15 protein-coding genes are annotated in these 19,762 nt (G+C 44.9%); 5 read left to right on the forward strand and 10 right to left on the reverse strand.

Features of this window, described 5'->3' with window-relative positions; translation table 11 throughout:
• Positions 1 to 4: 4 nt before the first annotated feature.
• Positions 5 to 1,492, reverse strand: coding sequence for a ribonuclease J (locus tag MTCT_RS04180; protein WP_048175576.1), 1,488 nt, complete (start codon positions 1,490 to 1,492; stop codon positions 5 to 7).
• 755 nt (positions 1,493 to 2,247) lie between these two features.
• A complete protein-coding gene (locus tag MTCT_RS04185) occupies positions 2,248 to 4,830 on the reverse strand; it encodes a hypothetical protein (RefSeq protein ID WP_048175577.1) in 2,583 nt (860 codons plus the stop codon).
• 131 nt (positions 4,831 to 4,961) lie between these two features.
• On the opposite strand from MTCT_RS04185, the gene MTCT_RS04190 reads away from it, so the two are divergent.
• From MTCT_RS04190 to MTCT_RS04210, 5 genes are all read left to right on the forward strand, one after another.
• Complete coding sequence (locus MTCT_RS04190; RefSeq protein WP_013296113.1) at positions 4,962 to 5,585, forward strand: RIO1 family regulatory kinase/ATPase; 624 nt, start codon at positions 4,962 to 4,964, stop codon at positions 5,583 to 5,585.
• 29 nt (positions 5,586 to 5,614) lie between these two features.
• On the forward strand, positions 5,615 to 6,031 hold the full coding sequence (gene tfx, locus MTCT_RS04195; protein ID WP_074359241.1) for a DNA-binding protein Tfx: 417 nt from the start codon (positions 5,615 to 5,617) through the stop codon (positions 6,029 to 6,031).
• A gap of 77 nt (positions 6,032 to 6,108) precedes the next feature.
• Complete coding sequence (locus tag MTCT_RS04200) at positions 6,109 to 6,651, forward strand: FmdE family protein (protein ID WP_010876550.1); 543 nt, start codon at positions 6,109 to 6,111, stop codon at positions 6,649 to 6,651.
• A gap of 17 nt (positions 6,652 to 6,668) precedes the next feature.
• Positions 6,669 to 7,871: a formylmethanofuran dehydrogenase subunit C gene (locus MTCT_RS04205; RefSeq protein ID WP_013296115.1), complete on the forward strand. Its 1,203-nt coding sequence runs from the start codon at positions 6,669 to 6,671 to the stop codon at positions 7,869 to 7,871.
• On the forward strand, positions 7,868 to 9,178 hold the full coding sequence (locus MTCT_RS04210) for a formylmethanofuran dehydrogenase subunit B (protein WP_010876552.1): 1,311 nt from the start codon (positions 7,868 to 7,870) through the stop codon (positions 9,176 to 9,178). Before MTCT_RS04205 ends, MTCT_RS04210 begins: the two co-directional genes overlap by 4 nt.
• 7 nt (positions 9,179 to 9,185) lie before the next feature.
• Here MTCT_RS04210 and MTCT_RS04215 read toward each other — a convergent pair whose 3' ends face one another.
• The 8 genes from MTCT_RS04215 to MTCT_RS04250 all read right to left on the reverse strand — a co-directional run bounded on the left by MTCT_RS04215 (position 9,186) and on the right by MTCT_RS04250 (position 19,645).
• The gene (locus MTCT_RS04215; RefSeq protein ID WP_048175578.1) at positions 9,186 to 10,259 is read right to left on the reverse strand and encodes an ATP-binding cassette domain-containing protein; all 1,074 of its coding nucleotides are present in this window, start codon (positions 10,257 to 10,259) and stop codon (positions 9,186 to 9,188) included.
• The gene (locus tag MTCT_RS04220; RefSeq protein ID WP_255350879.1) at positions 10,237 to 11,031 is read right to left on the reverse strand and encodes an ABC transporter permease; all 795 of its coding nucleotides are present in this window, start codon (positions 11,029 to 11,031) and stop codon (positions 10,237 to 10,239) included. The genes MTCT_RS04215 and MTCT_RS04220 overlap by 23 nt, the downstream gene beginning before the upstream one ends.
• Positions 11,028 to 11,735, reverse strand: coding sequence for a Rossmann-like domain-containing protein (locus MTCT_RS04225; RefSeq protein WP_013296118.1), 708 nt, complete (start codon positions 11,733 to 11,735; stop codon positions 11,028 to 11,030). The genes MTCT_RS04220 and MTCT_RS04225 overlap by 4 nt, the downstream gene beginning before the upstream one ends.
• 21 nt (positions 11,736 to 11,756) lie before the next feature.
• Complete coding sequence (gene modA, locus MTCT_RS04230) at positions 11,757 to 12,539, reverse strand: molybdate ABC transporter substrate-binding protein (RefSeq protein WP_010876557.1); 783 nt, start codon at positions 12,537 to 12,539, stop codon at positions 11,757 to 11,759.
• Positions 12,540 to 12,541: 2 nt separating this feature from the next.
• Entirely contained in the window at positions 12,542 to 13,321 is a 780-nt protein-coding gene (locus MTCT_RS04235) for a Rossmann-like domain-containing protein (protein WP_231855379.1), read from the reverse strand.
• Positions 13,285 to 14,283, reverse strand: a complete 999-nt coding sequence (gene fwdF, locus MTCT_RS04240) for a tungsten-dependent formylmethanofuran dehydrogenase subunit FwdF (protein ID WP_013296119.1) — start codon at positions 14,281 to 14,283, stop codon at positions 13,285 to 13,287. The genes MTCT_RS04235 and fwdF overlap by 37 nt, the downstream gene beginning before the upstream one ends.
• Positions 14,273 to 14,476, reverse strand: a complete 204-nt coding sequence (locus MTCT_RS04245) for an ATP-binding protein (RefSeq protein WP_048175579.1) — start codon at positions 14,474 to 14,476, stop codon at positions 14,273 to 14,275. The genes fwdF and MTCT_RS04245 overlap by 11 nt, the downstream gene beginning before the upstream one ends.
• A gap of 168 nt (positions 14,477 to 14,644) precedes the next feature.
• On the reverse strand, positions 14,645 to 19,645 hold the full coding sequence (locus MTCT_RS04250; RefSeq protein WP_084126203.1) for a cobaltochelatase subunit CobN: 5,001 nt from the start codon (positions 19,643 to 19,645) through the stop codon (positions 14,645 to 14,647).
• Positions 19,646 to 19,762 lie beyond the last annotated feature (117 nt).

Here is a 19,762-nt window from a genome sequence, read left to right on the forward strand (position 1 = left end):
ATTTTTAATCAACCTTTTTTTCTTCAGGATCCAGGACCCTGATGCCCTCATCCTCAAAGATTAAAAATTCCTCCCGGTTCCTGGTGTGCACAGGGTATATGGCCTCTGGCTCAATTTCCCTTATCATTTCTATCAGATCTGATCTCCCTGCATGTCCAGAGGAGTGGAACCTCCTGTACTGGGATATGCCGAAGTGTCTGAGCCAGTTACTCTCACGCTCTGCATCGATCTCCATCTCCTCATTGAAGGGTTCCGTCTTGGATTTGATGTAGGCTGCCCCGGCAGGTTTTATGTCTATGAACTCCTTGAATTCAAAATAGTCACACTGGAAGAGGTACTCCTCAGGTTCCTCCCGGAGGTCCCTGCAGGTTATGGTGTTGTCAAGTTCAAGGAACTCCCTCTCCCATCCCCTGTAGTCCTGTTCCAGGTATTCCTCCGGGAGGTCCGCTGCAGGTATCCATTCACCATCAAAGCATACGAAGGCGTCCTCAGCTATCAGTCCCCAGTTCCGCCGTGGTATGTAGACCGCCAGGTCCCTTAACCTGGGGTAGCCCAGGCCCTCAAAGAGTTTAATGATGTAGGCCTGTTTCAGGCTGACTGCAAGGGTCCTGTCAGAGTTCTCGGCGGCTCTGTAGAATGTCAGGAAACGGTCCAGGTCCCTTATAGGGTAATTGATGATGACAAGCCCCCTGTGGTTAACAGCTATGTTTGAGGTCCTCCTCTCAATGTCCTCCTCGAAGGTGCTGTTATCCTGATCTATCCGCGTCCCCTCTGTTATCATGATGCTGGGGGAGAACTTCCTTGCCTTCTTAACGAATTTACGGGATTCATTATCCCTGCGGCCCCTGAACCTGATATCACCAGTGTATACGATGGCCTCCTCGGATTCTATTAGATATGCGCATGATCCTGGCACTGAATGATCAACCGGGGCCTGTGTGATTTCAAATTCGCCCAGATCCTCAGTTTTATAGGGTTCAAGCAATTTTATGGGTCTTTCTATTTTGATATTCTTGTCTCTCATGTGTGAGGTGTTTCCACTTTTTCTTTTCTTTTCTTTGAAGTGGAATTTGGGTTTGTAGTGAAGGAGATCTGAACTCAATGTGGATGTATCCTCTATGGCCTTCAAGATGAGGAAACTCTCCTCTGTCATGTAGAATGGTATATCGTGGCGCAGGTACCTGAGACATCCTGCATGGTCAAGGTGGGGGTGGCTGAGCAGTATGCCTGATACTGAAGGTTCATCCTCGAATCTCATTCCGAGGTACCTTACCTGGTCCTCGCGGTAAAGTCCAGGTATCCATGGGAGGGCCTCGAGTTCAATGAGGTCTGCGATCCCGCTGAAGCTCCTGGGCTGGAGGAATTCATCAAAGTACAGGTTTTCAATGTTGAATCTCTTGCCAAAGTCGAGGAATATACCATCACCGTTGCAGGATACCTCTATCCTGTTACCACCTATCTCATCAACTCCACCATAGAACCTGAAATCCATATAATCACCGGGTTCAGTATGTGAGCAGTGCCATAAGAATCAATAACCCCACCATGCAGAGCATGCACCCAGCGACTCCACCACAGCAATCATCATCCATTCAATCACCTTTATGAGTACCCTACCCCATACCACCAGGGAGACGGCAGAGGTGAGTCCAGATTAATCAAGATGGCTCAATAATATTCATTACTATTAAGCATATTTTATAAATATTTTGCCTATCAGGTTTACATTTAAATGTTTTTATAGATCATCTGCGAGGGCGCAGGTGAGTGAACTTCGATTTTTCATGCTCGAATATGCTGTAAAGCCTTTTATCTATAAAAGGTCTCATCAGATGGTCCCTGCTTGACCTGCGGGTGACTTCATGGGTTGGCAGTTAACAGCCTCGGTGACACCACAGGAGCTGAAATTTTTAGCATCTGGAGTGTGAGCGGGACTATTTTCTCGGATTAACTAGACCTGCTGAGATCAGAATGAATGCTGCAGGGCCCCATATAGCTGCAGGCCAGTTTTCTGCATGGTCACCCTTTCTTCATGTAGGAGCTCATCAATCAGTGCACATCATCGTGAATTGAGATCACCTTTAATTCTTATGATGGCTGAGACTGTTTGATTATCTGACATAAATTTTATATTCGTAATAGTGACCTATTACGAAGGTAGCTGTAGGTCCACACGGACATAAGACCCTGAAAATTAAAACTGACATCTGCATCATTCAGTTCATAAAAAAAGAAATAGGTGATGGATTATTTGCCCGGTTGCCATGTTGCCTCGTTGGATCTGCTGGCCCTTCTCCTAAAGAGGTACATGCCCAGACCCCCGACAGCCAGAATAATTGCCGCATACACAGGTATAAACCAGCTTGATGATGCACTGCCGGGATGCTCCGCTGGATTTACTGGTGATGATGTTCCCTGACCGGTAACCTCTTCGACCACAGCACTGGAGTCATCAGATCTTATTCTTTTCATGATCCACGAAATCACTGAAGCTTTTCCTGCTGTCACTGATCCATAGGAAACTTCTGGTGTGTTCTGAGCCTGGTTTTCTGGAACACTTATACTGCCTACCTGATGGGCATTTCCTGCAAGATCAACAGCATAGTAATAGACTGTCTTTACATGCTTACCCAGTTTGACAGGTGCACTGTAAACATTCCATGTTCTGCCATCAAAGGAATAGAAGATCGTCCCTTCCTCATTGATATCCATGTACAGTGTGGAGTCATCTACTCGCACATTTAAAGATGGTGCTGTAACATCTTCAAAGTCCTTAATATAGCTCACTGGATCACTGGCAGCAATTAATGACTTGAACTCTCCTGATGTCAGAGTTACTGATTTTGCAATGGAATAAGCAGACGTCACTGTACCATAGAGTTCTTTACCAGGGAATGCCTGTGTAATGTACCAGAGAGCCCAGTACATTGTTTTGTAGTAACTGTTAGATGCTGGCTGTATGGCGTTGACTGCATCTTTATTGTAGGATACAAGTATGGCCTTTCCCGTGTTCTTAACAGGATCCCACCTTATGGCAATACCAACTGCACTGGCATCTGATGCTGTTCTGGTTCCTGTCGTGAAATAGTTACCTCTCGCTGCTGAGAGTCCCAGGACCTCCATGAGCACCTGTTCCTTACAGTGAGCAGGCACACCGATGTATGCATAGTACTGCCCATCTGATAGAGGAAGCCATGATCGGATTATGTTGGCAAGCACGTATCCCTGTGCCAGACCGGACCCTGGACATCCACCCCCGGTGGCAGCCAGAGCGAACTCGTAGGGCATAGCATAAGCCCATTGGTTCGCCAGACTCACAATATAGTAGTCCTGCTGTGCGTACTGGGGAATGCTGTATCCATAGGTTGACGCGACTGCGAGGGATTTCTGATAGCCTTCGGTTCCCGTAGCACCGGCAAGGTTTACAGCGCTGATATCAAACACATTGAACTGTGTCCCTCCATATGTGACCGGTCTTATGGCTCCATTACCATCAACAAAAACCGCGTGGAGTGGACCTGTCGTTTCGTCTGGTTTTTTAACGAACACGTACCAGAGAGGTGTCTGCGTACCTCTTTTGAGGGAGTATATGTTTTTAAATTTTATGCCTGTTGCTGATATTATACCATCAATGGCGCCAGCAGAGATTCCCTGTGTCTCTGAGTAACCTGCAGATGTTATTAGAAGATCATCACTGTCAAGCGGTTCAAAACCAGCAGCTTGAAGGGCTCTATTGGCTACCATGACAGCATTAATACCACTGGCATACATTGCACTGTACTCCTCACGTGGGATGACACTGACTGTGCTTATCCACTCAATTGGAGTTACCGGGATGGATGAAATGTATTCGCTGTCAATTCCAGTATCCCATAGTGTTTTAAAGGTCTGATAGTCGATGTTTGTTGCTTTAAGTAACTTGTAGAGTGCTGATGGATTAGTTGCGAGCATTCCTATACACTGAGCATTCTTTATAAGTCCCTGAAGTGTCTCCCCACCATTATATGTCATATCTGAGAGGGTCCAGTAAAACATCACACCTGTCCTTGAGAGAGAATCCCATCTTATGTAAATGTTCTCATGGGAATCATCCGTGTATGCTGATTTGAAGTTATAAAATGTGTCTGAACCTACTGTAACCCACTTCAAAGGCGTTGAATCCATGAAAAACATTGGCAAGTCATCATCACCACCCCCAGTGGAGACTATCACATGATATGATGTTGCATTTGAAGTTAGTGGATAGTTGGCCATGAACTGTTTTGAAGCGGAGTATGCCCCTATAAGACCAGGGCTAACGTTTCCAGTCCACGCAGCCACCTTTAAAAGATCACTGGGTGCGCCAGCATTCCATGCACTCAGCAGGCTCAGCACATCATAACCCAGATTCGCCTTTGCCTGCTGGAACTGGTTTTCAGTCATGTCAAGACCTATGTATACTACGGGTGTTTTTAGCACTTCCCCTGACTGAAGAACTGTGTATTTCCTTGCATAATATCCCTTGCTGTTTTTCACGGCAAATGTGAAGGTTGGGTCATGGTCCGGCTGGTTCATCTGAAAAATCTTTGAATATTTTATAGGAACTGTTTCCATCACGGTCTGTATCGCGTCTTCTGTTGTGGTGTTGGAATACCTTGCTGAACCGGCATTTGTTATAAGGATCATATCATCTGCGTTTGATATGTTCAGGGAAGTCTCCGCGTCATTTGAGATGTGGTGTGTAATATCTTCCAGTGGTGTCGCTGAGCTGATACCGGTAAAAAGAAACACTGTTAGCACTGGGATCACTAGAGTCAGAAGTTTGTTTTTCATTTCAATTTTCACCTCCATTTAAATCATAAATATCGAGTTACATTTTTATGTAATTCGTGTATAAATAGGTATGTGAATCCACAGAACTGCAGTACTCTGCCGAGGAGAAAGATCAGTTTTAAAAGAATAACTGGGTGTGAAATGCAGATATGATGATTCATGGATTTAAAAGACTTGAAAGTAAGAGAAACCATGTATACTTAATCCAATCAGGTACAGAAAGTTTCATCGTCAAAGTACACAAAACCAGCGAAAAATCTTACCTCGAATCAGAAAATGTGAAACTACTGAGGGATAAAGGAGTCAGAGTGCCTAGAATACTTGGTGTATCCAAGAATATCTTGATTGAGGAGTTCATCGAAGGAAAAACCATTGGAGACCTGATATCTAGGGCAGACACAACATGGACAGAAAGCCTTGGAAAGTGGTTCTCAGAAATCCACAGTATAAAAAAACAGTCAAAGACCCTTTTAAAAGGTGACTGCAATCTTAAAAACTTCATATTCACAGAAAAAGAAATTTTTGGGGTTGATTTTGAATATATACACTATGGGAATCCCTATGATGATCTTGGAAAACTATGCTTCTTCATAATGGATAGTAACTCACAGATGTCCATGAATGACAAAAAACACCTTATAAAAAGGTTTCTGAGTGCCTATGAAGATCACTCAAAAACTGTTGTAAATCCAAAAATTGTGGCTGAATACATGGAAATCGAGAAGAAAGGGGCCCTGATAAGGAGGGAACGTCATACTCCTAAATGGTTATAATTTGAATAATCGAGCCAGGAGGGATAATTCTGAGTAAAAAAACTTTCCTAACCGAAAGACAGAAAACCGTTCTTGAAATGAGGGAGAGGGGATGGTCCCAGAAGAAGATTGCAAGGGAATTGAAGACCACAAGACAGAACGTGTCAGCAATAGAAAGAAAGGCCATGGAGAACATAGAGAAATCCCGGAACACTCTAGATTTTGTTAAATTCCTAAAATCACCTGTAAGAATACTTTGCAGACGCGGGGATACCCTTGATGAAATTATAAAGAGATTATTGGAAGAATCAAATAAAGAGGGCATACATGTAATACATGACTCAATTACACTCGCATTTCTGATAAGGGAAAAGGCCAGCCACAGGATCGTTCACAGGGTTGTTAAAAGCGATTTTGAAATAGGAGTGACAAGGGACGGAGAAATTATCGTCGATCTAAATTCCTAGAATTTATAAAAAAATTTTTATAGTACCTCCCATATACAATGAGATGCAGATATATGCATATCGTGTGGTGATCAAAGGTGGGGCAGGTCAGAGAATACCTTGATTTAATAAAAAATTTCAGTGGGTTCGCAAGCCCGGGCAGTGTCATAGGAGCTCATATGTTACTAATAGCCAGGAAGGTCCTTGATTTTGAAGTCGATGAAGAAATTTATGTTACATGTGAAACGACAAACTGTTTACCCGACGCATTCCAGGCCATATGCAAATCAACAATAGGAAATGGGAGACTGAATATCCTGGACACTGGAAAAATGGCTGTCATCATCAACAGAAAGGGTATGCCTGGAGAAACAGTCCAGGCTCTTAGAATAATACTGGATCCTGAAAAGACCGTCAATTACCCGATCATACATGAATGGTACATGAACACCCGCAAGGTATCCGCAGAAGAAGTGAATCCAGAACTCATAAGAGCCGGTGAAAATCTATATTCCTGGTATTTTGTTGATGTGATCGTTCCAGAAAAAGAAAAGAAGATAATTGAAATCTGTAATCTTTGCAACGAACCTTTCATAAAAAGAAATGAGCTGGATCTCTGTCCAGCTTGTCTGAAAAGATAAACATGAGGTGAAAAAAGATGGGATTTGTGTTGGTACCAAAATCAGATTTCCAGATACCTCTGGAAGCAGATACCATAAGACCCGATCTGTTTGAAGGGCTGGATCTTGATGAAATTCGTTCCCTTCAAGTATACGAAGGGAACATCAAAAGACCCCTAGGCGAATTTTTTGAGATAGCAGAGACATCCCATGAAGATCAGTTAATACGGATCGATGGGGATGTCAGCAGGGTGAAGTATATCGGTTCAGGGATGAAATCCGGAAAAATCATCATAAACGGCGATGTCGGACTCCAGCTTGGCTGTGAAATGAAAGGCGGTGAAATAGAGGTAAATGGAAATGTTTCTTCATGGATCGGCATGGAAATGCATGGTGGCACCATAAAAATTAATGGAAACGCGGGGGATTATGTTGGCTGCGCATATAGGGGAGAGTGGCGTGGCATGAAAGGAGGTAAAATCATTATACAGGGTAATGCAGGGAACAATATTGGGGGTGGTATGATGGCCGGAGAAATTTATATAGGTGGAGATGCAGGTAATTTCTGCGGCATCCGAATGAATGGGGGTGAAATAACAGTACGCGGGGATGCTGGAAGGGCCCCCGGAGCAGAGATGGTATCAGGTATCATCAAAATTCATGGACGGATCTCCTCTCTCCTCCCGGGATTCAAGGAGATCTCAACATTCAAAGAAGATGGATCCCTTATGATCCTATTCAAAGGAGATCTATCCGAAAAAAATCCGGAGGGTAATCTATACATCAATTATAATAAGAACCTTCACATTCTAGAGAATGAGACCGATGAAGGGAGAGTCATCACAAAAAAGGGAATTAAAGTAATCTACAACAGTGGAAGTACGATCCGTGAAGGGCAGATAATAAAGGGAGGCAATAAACTCACAGATGATTATATAGATGAATGTGCACGCTGCTGTATTAGTCCTGAAGACTATAAGCTCCTAGGTGAACCCGAAAATGTTGTCGTATCATCACATGGAAATGAAGTTGTTCTGAGAGCTGTTGAGGACCCTGGAATCCAGATGGGAACAATATTCATACCCAGAGGTATATGGGCCAATGTGCTAACGCCACCGTATACCGAGTCAACCGGTTCCCCAATGTATAAAGGAGTGCCGGTTTATCTTAGAAAGGCTTCACAAGGTGAAAGGATCCTGAGTGCCGAGGAACTTGTAGAGGAATACGGGGTGGGAAAATGAGCGTCTATAAAAATGTGACATGTCCCGTCTGCGGAGGGTCTTGTGATGACATAGAGGTTCTCTATGATGGGAAAACAATAAAAACAAGGAATGCTTGCAGGATGGGGAATGCAAAGTTTCAGGAGATGGTCAGCTCCCACAGAATACTTAGACCCCAGATTAAAACTGAAAGTGGTTTCAGATCCGCAGAATGGGATGAAGCCCTTGACGCTGCAGCAGAGATACTTACAGAGTCAAAAAGACCAACCCTATTCATGGGTAGTGAGATGTCAACTGAAGCCATGGCTGCAGGTCTTGAACTTGGTGAGTATCTAAATGCCATGGTGGATTCAAATGCAACCATATGTCATGGCCCCACATTAATGGGAATCCAGGAAGCTGGACAGAGCGCTGCTACGGCAGGTGAGATAAAGAATAGAGCTGACGTCATCATTTATTGGGGTACAAATGTTATGGACTCCATGCCTCGCCACATGTCACGTTACAGCATATTCATGCGCGGATTTTTCAGAGAACGTGGTAAAAAAGATAGAACTGTCATCTCCGTGGATCCCCGTGAAACAGCAACAACTAAAGCCTCCGATATCCATCTGCAGCTGAAACCAAACTCAGATTATGAACTTTTTTCAGCACTGCTTACAGTTATAAGGGGCAATGAACCGCACAGGAGTATTGAGAGTATAACAGGGATATCAGTTGAAACCATAAAGGAAGTCGCAGACATAATGCTGAATGCGCAGTTTGGAGCCATCTATGGAGGTCTTGGACTTGCATCATCAGAAGGTAAGCATAGAAACGTTGAGATGGTTCTCAAACTGGTAGCTGCACTTAATGAACACACCAAATTTACAATAGGAGCCATAAGAGGTCATTGTAATGTTGCAGGATTTAATCAGGTGGCTTCATGGGAGTATGGTTTCCCCTTTGGTGTTGATTTTACAAGGGGTTATCCACGCTACAACCCCGGAGAAACAACTATAGTCGATCTTCTCCAGAGAAAAGAATCCGATGCGGTCCTCGTTATATGTTCAGATCTTGGAGCTCACCTCCCCAAAGAATGCGTTGAGTATATGAAAGAGATTCCTGTAATATGCATAGATATTGCCCCATGTCCAACAACACTTGTATCTGATGTTGTGATCCCTGGAGTTATTGATGCTATGGAGTCCAGCGGCACCTTCTACCGCTTTGACAATGTTCCCATCCACCATAAGGCATTCACAACATCACCATTCCCTGAAACAGAGAGCAACGAACATACTCTTAGACAGATCCTTGAGAGGGTTAAATCAATTAAAGGCGAATAAATATCTGCTAACCATTTTTATTTTTTTCTCCTATGATACAGACATTCGTGGCTTTAATCAGAACTTGAAACTCTTCGCCCGTTCTTATACCAAGCTCAGTGACTGCGCCTGGAGTTACAGCCGAGGTCAGAACTATATCCCCTATCCTCAAGTTTACATAAACAATCCTTGAAGTTTCTATAATGTCTTCAACTGTACCCTTGAAGATATTCTGTGCAGATGCCATAAACGGATCAGCTGCTATCATTATATTTTCTGGTCTGATGGAAAGTATCACAGACCCCTCCCCGCAGTCAACTGTCCTGAAGATATTTGAATTAACATTTACAGAGGTGAGCCCATTCACCTGGCCTTCAACAGTCCCTTCAAGTATATTAGCACCCAGAAAATCTGCAACAAAGTAGGGCGATGGTTTATTGATGACTTCCTCCTTTTTACCCATCTGAATGATTTTTCCATGGTTCATCACCGCCACCTTATTTGAAAGCCACCATATATCATCAAGGTCATGTGTAACATGGATCACAGTGGTTTCAAAATTATCCCTGATATCTGCGATAAGTTTTCTTAGGGATATCTTTGTTCTCTGGTCAAGGGCACTGAATGGTTCATCCATCAATAGCAATCGGGGATTCACTATGATTGCCCTTGCTATCGATGCCCTCTGGAGCTCACCTCCACTGAGGGTTCCAGGGTATCTATTCAGTACGTGATCTATACCCATCATAGCTGCGATTTCATGGACTTGTCTGTGAATATTTTCCTTCATCTCTGTCTGCTTACGAAGGCCGTAGGCTATATTCTCCTCCACGGTCATGTGAGGGAAGAGACAGTGATCCTGATATACTATGCTAACATCACGTTCCTCAGGTGGGAGGGTGGTTAGATCCGCCCCATCAAGAGATATCGTCCCCGAAATCGGTTCAAAGAACCCCATGATGGTCTCAAGAAAGATAGACTTACCACTACCAGTCGGGCCGATTATAACAAGATAATCTCCCCTCGAAAGGTGGAGTTCATCTACCCTGACTACGAATTCGCCAAGGTCGATTTCTAAATTATCTATATCCAGAAAACTCATTCCCATAAGCCCCCATTTTTTCAAGGAAAAATATTGTTATGAATGAAATTATCATAAGGAAGATACCGGATGCCACAGCCATCTCCACGTTTCCATAGGATAAATTAAGATACAGAGATATAGGCAGCGTATCTGTTTTCTGATAGGTACCTCCAGCAACTATCAGTACCGCTCCAAAGCAGCCTATGCATCTTGAAAAGGTAATTATTGTTGCAGCTAATATTCCATCCCTTGATAAAGGGATCATGATATTCCTGAATGTCTCAAATTCTGTATATCCAAGGGAACGGGAAACAAATTTGAGTCTCCTATCTATGTTACAGAATGTGGAGTAACATATTCTGACCGTATACGGTAAAGAGACAAAGAACTGTGCACAGATGACTCCAAGATCCGTGAAGACTATCTGAATACCGAGTCCATCCATCATATAATTTAGAGGGGTGTTTCCAAGAAATATGAGAAGCATTATACCTATAAGAATTTCAGGGAATGCTATAGGAATATCCAGCACTGTTTTAACAATGGATTTCCCTCTGAAGGAGTCCTCTGATAGTGAATAAGCAATGAGCAGCGCAGATAACATCACAATCACTGTTGTTATAGTGGATGTTAAAAGAGATAATTTCACTGAGTGGATCATATCAGCACTTGTGAATGAATTCAGGATGGATTGCGGAGAGGATACTGTCCAGAGTGAAATACATATTATAAAAAATGCGGCCACAAAGATGACCGCAAAGAATCTGCAAGTACCTCTGAAAATACTCACTCGCTCAATGGACAAAACCGTTCAACTCCCATCAGTGCTGCTAACCCTGCTATCGTTGTTCCATAAAATATTACTCTTTTATCTGATGCCATGGCCATGATATCCTCAAATGTACCGTTAGCTACAGTAGAACCGGTTACCACTAAAACATCAGAATTATGAATTATCTTCTTATTGCTTTTTTTTGCATCAAATACATCTACACCATATTTTTTACCCTTATTTCCAGGATTCAGATCTGTAACCTGCAATCTGTCTCCAAATGTCTCGTGAAGTTTCCTTACAAACGCCGGTTGAAACCCAAGCAAAGCAACTCTGTCATATCCCAGCAATTCAAGGTAATCTGAAAGTAATTCAGCACACCTTTCAGGAGCGTTTCCAGTGCAGTGAACTGTCCTATCAATGAAACCCTTCTTCCTCATGAGTGCATTGAAAGTAGCTATCAAACACGATTGTTTCCCTTTTACTAAAAGTTCCCCGAGGGTTCCTCTGAAATGAGTGGGAGTAGCTGTGAAGCACTCCCCTACAGTACCATCTTCAAGAGTCGCTCTGAGCATGACCTCTCTCCCCTCAACAAGAGGATAATCCTTGATGGTTGATGTATCAAGGAGAGGGTTCTTCACAGAGATCTCGACATATGTGGACTCCATGGCTGACGAATGTATCAGATAGTTCATTTTATCCCTGATAAACTCATGTATCATGGTATCAGATCCTGGTTTAAATCAGAAAATGACTTTGAACCCCCATTTTTCCCATATAACCCTGGCCTCATCTGATTTAATGTATTCAACGAATTCTTTTGATGTTTCAACGTTTCCTGAAATTGAAGTGACCGCTGCGGGTATTGTCTGGTTCTTTGCTCCCTCGATTTCAATCATTTCCAGCTTTGATTTACTGTTGTTCCATGTCAACATGTCCTCCCATATTATAACTGCATCTACCTGTCCTGAGAGGATGTATGTTAAGAGCTGATTAACTGTTGGAGTCTTTGCAACTAAATTTTCATTTATATTTACGCCCTCTTTATCAAGCATTTTCTGGGCGACTTTGCCTATCGCGCATGCCTTGGGATCTCCTATCGCAACTCTCACGTTTTCTTTACCCAGATCTTTAAGGGAGGTTATGTTCTTCGGATTTCCCCTTTTAACGGCTATGACGGGTTTATGTGAGGTTACATTCACAATGGTATCATTGATTATGTAACCCTTTTCTTTTGCCTTGTCCATTGTCGTATATTCGCCTGTTATGAGTACATCGCCCTTTTTTGATGTCATCAGTGTTGCAAGAAGTTCTCCTGAACCCCCATACTGAACATTAACCTTTTTTCCTGTCTTTTTCTCAAAATTAGTTATTATCTCATTCATTGGTTTCATGAGCCCTGCCCCTGCAAGGACTGTGATCTCTGATCCCTTCATAGTCTTTGAATTTCCTGTGATAAGATACGCTCCTGTAACCGCTGAAAGGATCAGCAACCCTATTACAAACGCCATTATCTTCTTATCCATGATCAGGCCTCCATTACCCTGTAGATTATTCCTCCATCTTTTTCATGTAACATGCCCTCATTGAACCTTATTTTCTTTAGAATATTAACAGGATCAGTTATTTCAACCCCTGCAATCATATCAACCCCGTATTCAAAAAAAACATCTGTCATTGGCGTTGTGGGTCCTATGATAGCCACAAAAGCATCAAGTTCTGCCAGTGCAAGGTAACGTTCTGTGCTGTGATTGACCAGTGTGCTGCCAGTCACTGCAAGTACATCAACCCGGGGGATAATCTGTTCAGCCGCTGTTTCAGGAAAAACACCCCTTTTAGGATTGACCTTAAATGGATTGATCTCCAGAATATAGAACTCGTCCGAAACCGTCCTTATCCTGTCAGTGTAGCGGCGTGGGAATTCACCCACCATAGCGATTTTTCGATTTCGGCATTCCTCCATCAGTATATCAAATGCATTGCATCGTTTACCACCTCCCTCGATCACTGAGTTAACAGTAGCAATTCCCAGGCTGGAATAAAATGGGTCCCATGACCTTGAAAGTTCAAGTAATTCATGAGTCATCTCTGGAATTTCAAAATCTCTGATGAATCCATTATTACTGGCTATACCGCAGGAGCTGCTCCAAACAGCCGTCCATGATCTGCCTATGGCCACATCCCTTACTCTGATTTCAGGCATGTTCTCAATCTCATCCAGTATATCATCAAGTATCATAATAGCACCAGTATAATGGCAATTTCGGGCATTTATTTCTGGAGTGCCGTCTTTATGATGTGTTCCCATGCCACTGACTTTAGATTCCTGATCCTTAGTTCAGACCTTTCAATAGAGAGGAGTCCATCGGGACAGACACTGGAGCATGCTCCGCAGAATACGCAGAATTTCTCATCGATCCGGGCAGTACCATTTATTATACTGATTGCATTACAGGGACAAACATCCACACACGCGTGGCATGACTCACCCCTGCATCGCTCATCTGCCTGGCCTATGGTTCCTCTGATGGGTTTTTTAACGGTGATCGCATTTGCCGGGCATATTTCCATACACCAACCACAGTGAGCACATTTTTCATCAATTGTTATGACAGCACCCTCAACAGTGGCCTTCAGTTCCTCCTTATACATGCATGTCAGACAGCTCATACGGATGGCGCCAACAGGACATATCCTTTTGCATATGCCGCAGTAGAGACATTTATCCTCATCCACCCGGATTCCATCGGCTATCGCCATATTTGATGAATCCGGGTCTCTCCAGCTTATTTCAATGGCTGATACAGGACACATAGCTGCACATTCACCACAATAGATGCATTTTTCCATTGATACATTTATCTCCCCTTTTACAAGGGATTTACGTTCAGGAAGATCCCTGATGGTTAAGAGTGCATTCCTTGGACATGCATCGGCGCAATTACCGCATAAAAAGCATTTTTCGTCATCAATTTCAAGTTTAAAGTCCCAGAACGGATATTCATCGGCGCCCCTTATGCTTTTACCATCCTTCTGGAGATCTATGGCTCCGAAGATGCATACTGAAGCACATAACCCACATAGAACACACTTCTCCTTGTTGAAGGACACTCTGTTCATTTTGATTAAACCCCTCGCTATTGGGAGAAGAGGAGCTATATCTATAGCGTCCACAGGGCATGTCTCTGAACATAACCCACAACCCGTGCATAGATCCGGATTGTAATTCAGTGTCCTCCTTTCAGAACCCATCCTTTCATTAACCAACATCAGTATCTACCTCAGAAATAGCGCCGTTTGGGCAGTTAGAGATGCAAAGCCTACAATTATCACATTTATCATTTATCACAAGGGGAAATCCGTTGTCCTCAATTATTGCATCCTTTTCACAGATGAGAATGCAGAGGCCTTTTCCCGCGCAGTTTTCAACACCGCTACATTTCTCCCTATTGATGACTATCATAGACCAACCTCGAAATGTAATTTTTTGCATATCGTATATTCCAAAAGTCCATATATAAATCTTTCTTAATGGACCTCATGAAAACAGTACTGTTTTACATGGCAGCTGAAGACCCCCGCAGTTATAATGGATATCCTCACATATTTCCTGAAAAATAAAAAATTAAAATTAATCTGTTCTTCCAGGTCCAAAGAAGTACCCCAGACCTAGAAGGCCCACTATCGCCACTATACCAACTATGGCATAGACAGGTAGCCCGGTCTCCGGGTTAGCTGAACCTGAGGCGCTGCTGACCTCATAGGCCTTACCCTGGTTTTCGCCCGCTGAGGAATGAGTTGCTGCCTCCACTCCAGGTGCTGATGTTGAAACATCTGAACCCTGTGATTCCTCGTGATGTGGCTCCCCCTTGTCTGCTGATGTACCCGGTGCCTGTGGCTGTCCTGGATTTGATGGTGCTGTCGGTGTGGATCCTCCATCGGGGGATAGTGCGAATGCTGAGCTCTTCGTGGCAGCGTAAAGCTTCTCCCTGACCCTTGAGAGAAGGTCCGGGTTCAGGTACTGCATGGCCCATTCCATCATGGCGATGTTGCCGCAACTGCAGTCACAGCATGCCACACCATTCTCTGCTATTGCCTGGGCCCACGTGGTGGCTATGAGACGCTTTGTGGCATCATCGGGGTTCCAGTATCCTCGGTGTATCGCTGTGAGCATCGTCCCTGTCATGCTTATCATTGCATAGCTGTTCCTACCCTGGGATAACCAGTCCTTAACTCCAAGTCCATATCTATCCCTTATGTATATGTCCACTGTCTCCTCCCACATCCAGTCCGAGATTGTCTCGGGGCTCATTACATTCCAGCCCCAGAGGTTGGCCACGAAGTTGTTTGAGATCTCCCTTGCACCTGCGTATCCACTCTGCATCATTGCCTGTATCCATCTTGGGTTGTAGTAGCGTGACTGGAGCTCCCTGTAGAGGAACTGGTTCAGTGTCTCTATTCTGGCATTTGAGGGATTCACCTGGTTTATTATGTACATACCAGGGACCCTGCCGCCTGCCGCCTCAACTGCAAGCCTGAAGCCACCCAGGAACTCAAAGTTATGGTCCACGTCCACGACCCCGTAGAGGTTGGTTGATCTTGAGTGGTACACACCCTCAACGTCCCTGAGTCTCATAGTGAGGACCTCCTCAAGGCTCACTCCCCAGCCATCCTCACTGAGGGCATACTTCATGCTGTCAATGTACAGTCTTCCAAGCTCTGTCCTTTCCTCCCAGGTCCAGTCCTGCTGGACTGCCTCAGGAAGCCTTGTACCGTAGTTACCCAGTGATGGCCCAAAGAGCCTGGATATGGCTGCAATTCCTGCATCCTCTGGTTTCATGCCGAGTTTAATGAGCTCCTTAACATCATATAGCCAGTGCCTTGCAATGGGGTTCCTGTCAAGGGGATCACTTCCCGGTATGAACAAACCTGCCTTCTGTATACTTGAGACCGAGGCGTTGAGTGCTGCGAGGAGCATGGTCCTGTTCTCTGCTGATTCCTGGTTTATGGCAGCCATCAGGGTATTGAATGATGCTGCCAGCGCCACCCTTGATGCCCTGTCCAGGAGGACTCCCAGCAGCGGGAAGGTTTCCCTGAATATCCCTGATGTGGTCATGAGGACATCGACCCTTGACCTGTTGAGGACTGTCAGTGGTGTTGCCCTCACACCCATGACTGAACCTCCGAAGCCATAGATTGGTTCGAGTCCCATGAGCCTCAGGATGAAGGCAACCGTAGCACCCTTATCGTTCTGTGTCTCAGTCGCCCATATGACAACACCGAGCTGTTCGGGTGTTGCATTGTATGCTCTGAGCGCCTCATCAGCAAGCATGGAGCCCCTTATCCATGCGGCCTGTGTTGGAAGAAGTGAAGGATCCTCACCGTAGAGGTTTCCTCCCGTTGGAACCGCTGCTGGGTTCCTGATTGGGTCTCCCCCAGCTATGGGTGGTATGTAGCCACCTGCAAGGGCCTGAAGGAGCATCTGCCTCTCCCTTGCCCCTGAGCCCTTGATGTTCAGGACATCATTGAGGGTCATATTCAGGGCTGTTATCTCTGTTGCTGTGAGGTTTCTTCCGAGAACTGCCTGGAGCTCCGCCATGAGGGTCTGAAGTGACTTTCCACTGTAAAATTCTAGTATAAGATCTTCCACGGTCCTGTTTATTCCTGAGAGTGCCTGTGTCACCGAGAGGAAGGTGTTGTTACCGGCGCTTATCCTTGGAACACTGGCCATTGATTTTACCATGATGGTAAGCTGTGTCTGGTTCAGGTCCCTTCCAAATACGTAGAGACCAAGTGGCATCATTGTGCCCTCAAGTTCCCTTATGTAGTCGTCGATTCTATCAACCAGTTCATCCGGGTCAAGGTTGAGGTCAATGATGGTATCAAGGTGGAGCTGGACTGCCTTCTCCCTTATGAGCCTTATCTCCTCTGACCTGTTGCCTGGAGCTGCATGGTACTGGTCTATGAGCGTCTTGAGTGAGGCAATGTCCCCGTAGATTTCTGTTGCCTCGAGTGGTGGTGTCAGGTGGCTTATGCTCACAGCAAGACCCCTTCTCTTGGCGTGTATGACCTCCCCGACACCATCCATGATGTAGATGTAGATGCTTGGAATGCCTCCAAGGCATATGTCAGGGTAATCTGCACCGGATAGTGCTGATTCCTTCCTTGGGAGCCACTCATAGGTGCCATGCCGTCCGAGGTGTATCATTGCATCTGCGCCGAACTCTGTCTGAAGGTATGCATAGAAGGCAAGGTACTGGTGGTGGGGTGGCACTATCTGGCTGTGGTAGAGTTTATCCACGTCGCCTTCCCATCCTCGCTGTGGCTGAGGACCCACAAAGACGTTTCCATAGAACATGCCAGGTATAACAAGGTACCTCTTACCGTTCCTCTCAACCGTCATTATGTTTCCTGGTGGTGCTCCCCATCCACAGAGTCCCGGGACCCTGAGGGCCAGGAATGCTGATTTTGCACTGTAGAAAACATCCCACTGATTCAGTCCACTGTAAATATTCTTGAGGGCATTGTAGGCCCTGTTAACCTGGTTCTTTGCCTCTGATCCGTTGCTGATCTGCATGTCATCTATCGTTGTTATCAGTGAACTCTGCCACCTGTCCAGTGTTTCGAGGAGTTTCGGGTTTTCAGTGGAGTACCTGAAGAGTGCTTCGATGTAGCCGAAGGGTCCCTCCTCGATTTCTCTCCTTGCAAGCTCAGGTAGTCTGCTGTACCATTCCATGTACCTCTCTACGTCCCATAGTATGGTTGAATTTGCAAGCCTCTCAAGTTCACCGGGAGCCCAGTTTGCAATGTTGAGTCCCCTCGCCATCATCTCTGTGAGGAGATCATCAACACATGAAGGTGCTCCTCTGACGGTGTAGTTGTTTTCCTGCAGAAGGCCCAGTATCTCAAGTATTGATGAGGGACCATCCAGGTAACTTGCACCTGCAAGGTTCTGCTTCCCTGGTGGATAGTTGTAGTAGATTAGGGCAACCTTCTTATCTGCATTTGAGAGGAACCTTAACCTCAGCCAGGAGTATACCCTGTCTGCAAAGGTTTCTACGCGCTCATCAATGGGCTGATAGCATTCAACCTCCAGACCGGTTACGGTATCTATGGTCTTACGGGTCGATGCTGTTACCATTGTGAGTATCTGGCCCTGGAACTCCGGGAGCACGATCTGGCTTGTTATGCTTGTAAAGTCCATCCCTGAATCTGAGATGTACCATGTTTCCTCACTGTCGGAGACCACAAGTGATCTGAAGACCAGTATATTGTTGTCCATAATCATCCTTTCAGCGATTGCAGCGGTGGCGCCTCCAATCTTAAATGACTGGAGCGTTATGAGCCCCTGAATCCTTGTCCTGTTTTGAGAGTCAAAGAAGTAGCTCCTCATTGCATTTATGACCGGTGTTCCGTCAACAGGGTTACCCTGAGCTATAGTTGCTATGACATTTATGCCCCTTGACTCCATTTCACTGATGAGTCTGTCGAGCATGAGGAGGTCACCGCGCTCCCATGTGAGTGCCATCCATGAGGTTATACCCACCGTGGGTCTTCCAGGCGTTAAGAACTGCTCATAGTCTGTGAAGTTGTAGTAAAGTCTGCCGTTGCGGTAGAGGGCATACTTCGGAACTATTACCGGTTCTGTGAAGTTGTAGCCTCTTCCAGGGAATGCCAGTGCCAGGAGGTACATGAGACCCTGCTCCCTGTTCTCAGGTGATGCTGTGTCTGATGTCTTGTATTCCTGGAATTTAAGGTAGGATGCCATTGCAGGGTACTGCTGCTGCAGCTCCCTCAGCACCATTAGCGGTGTCTTTGGTGGCACTGCCCTTGAAACTGAATCAAAGATTGCCTGGAGCTGACTGTCTGTTAGTTCCGTGCCATTGGCATCAACGAACCTCGTATTGTTTATGTTTGTGAGCCTTGTAACCGGAAAACAGTGATATGGATTGGGGTAGGCCGCTATCACCTTACCATTAAGTTTTCCCTGACTCTTCATTGACATCAGCAGGTCAGGTACAGGACCGCTTGGACCGTTTGTTGTCTGTACGTTGCTTATGTAGACTATATCAGCCCATTCTATGAGCTGTTCTGTCTCTGTGAGGTTCATCCTCGCCTGGTCAGTGTTTCTCACCTTTATGGTTATCTCAGGGTGCTTCTGCATTATGTTTTTCACTGGCTGGATGAGCTGCCCTGCCTCTGTTGGCCAGGATATTATTAAAAACCGTATCTCCGGCGGATCAAAGATACTGACACCGGCCAGTGGCTCGTCTCCATCATCAAAGATGGTGTTGTCGTTTAAATCTGCATAGAGCCTCCCTGTTATCTTCGAATCACTGAGGGATGCTTCAAGAATCATTTTTCCGCTTCTTGCAGATGCATTTGATGATGCTGACACTGTTACCCTGAGCATGTCATCGAATCTGTGCCTTTCAGGTAGTGTCCGGCCATCAACCCAGACAACATGACTGTCGCCAGTCACATTTTCAAATGCGAATCTCCCCTCGCTGTCTGTGATGTTGAATGGGGTTCCTCCTTCACCTCCATCAATCTCTGCAGCCATGCTTGATCCCTGTAGCATGAAAACGAAAACCACTGTTATCAGTAGAGTAACACTTCGTTTTCTAATCATTTTCACCTCCTTTATAGTTTTTACAATTGTGGATATGGTATGAAGATTATTTAAGACTTTTTATTAATTTTTTTATTACATATTCTTGCTCTAATAAAAATTAAGTAATAATTATAT

The sequence above is a fragment of the Methanothermobacter sp. CaT2 genome, from assembly GCF_000828575.1.
Lineage (GTDB): Archaea > Methanobacteriota > Methanobacteria > Methanobacteriales > Methanothermobacteraceae > Methanothermobacter.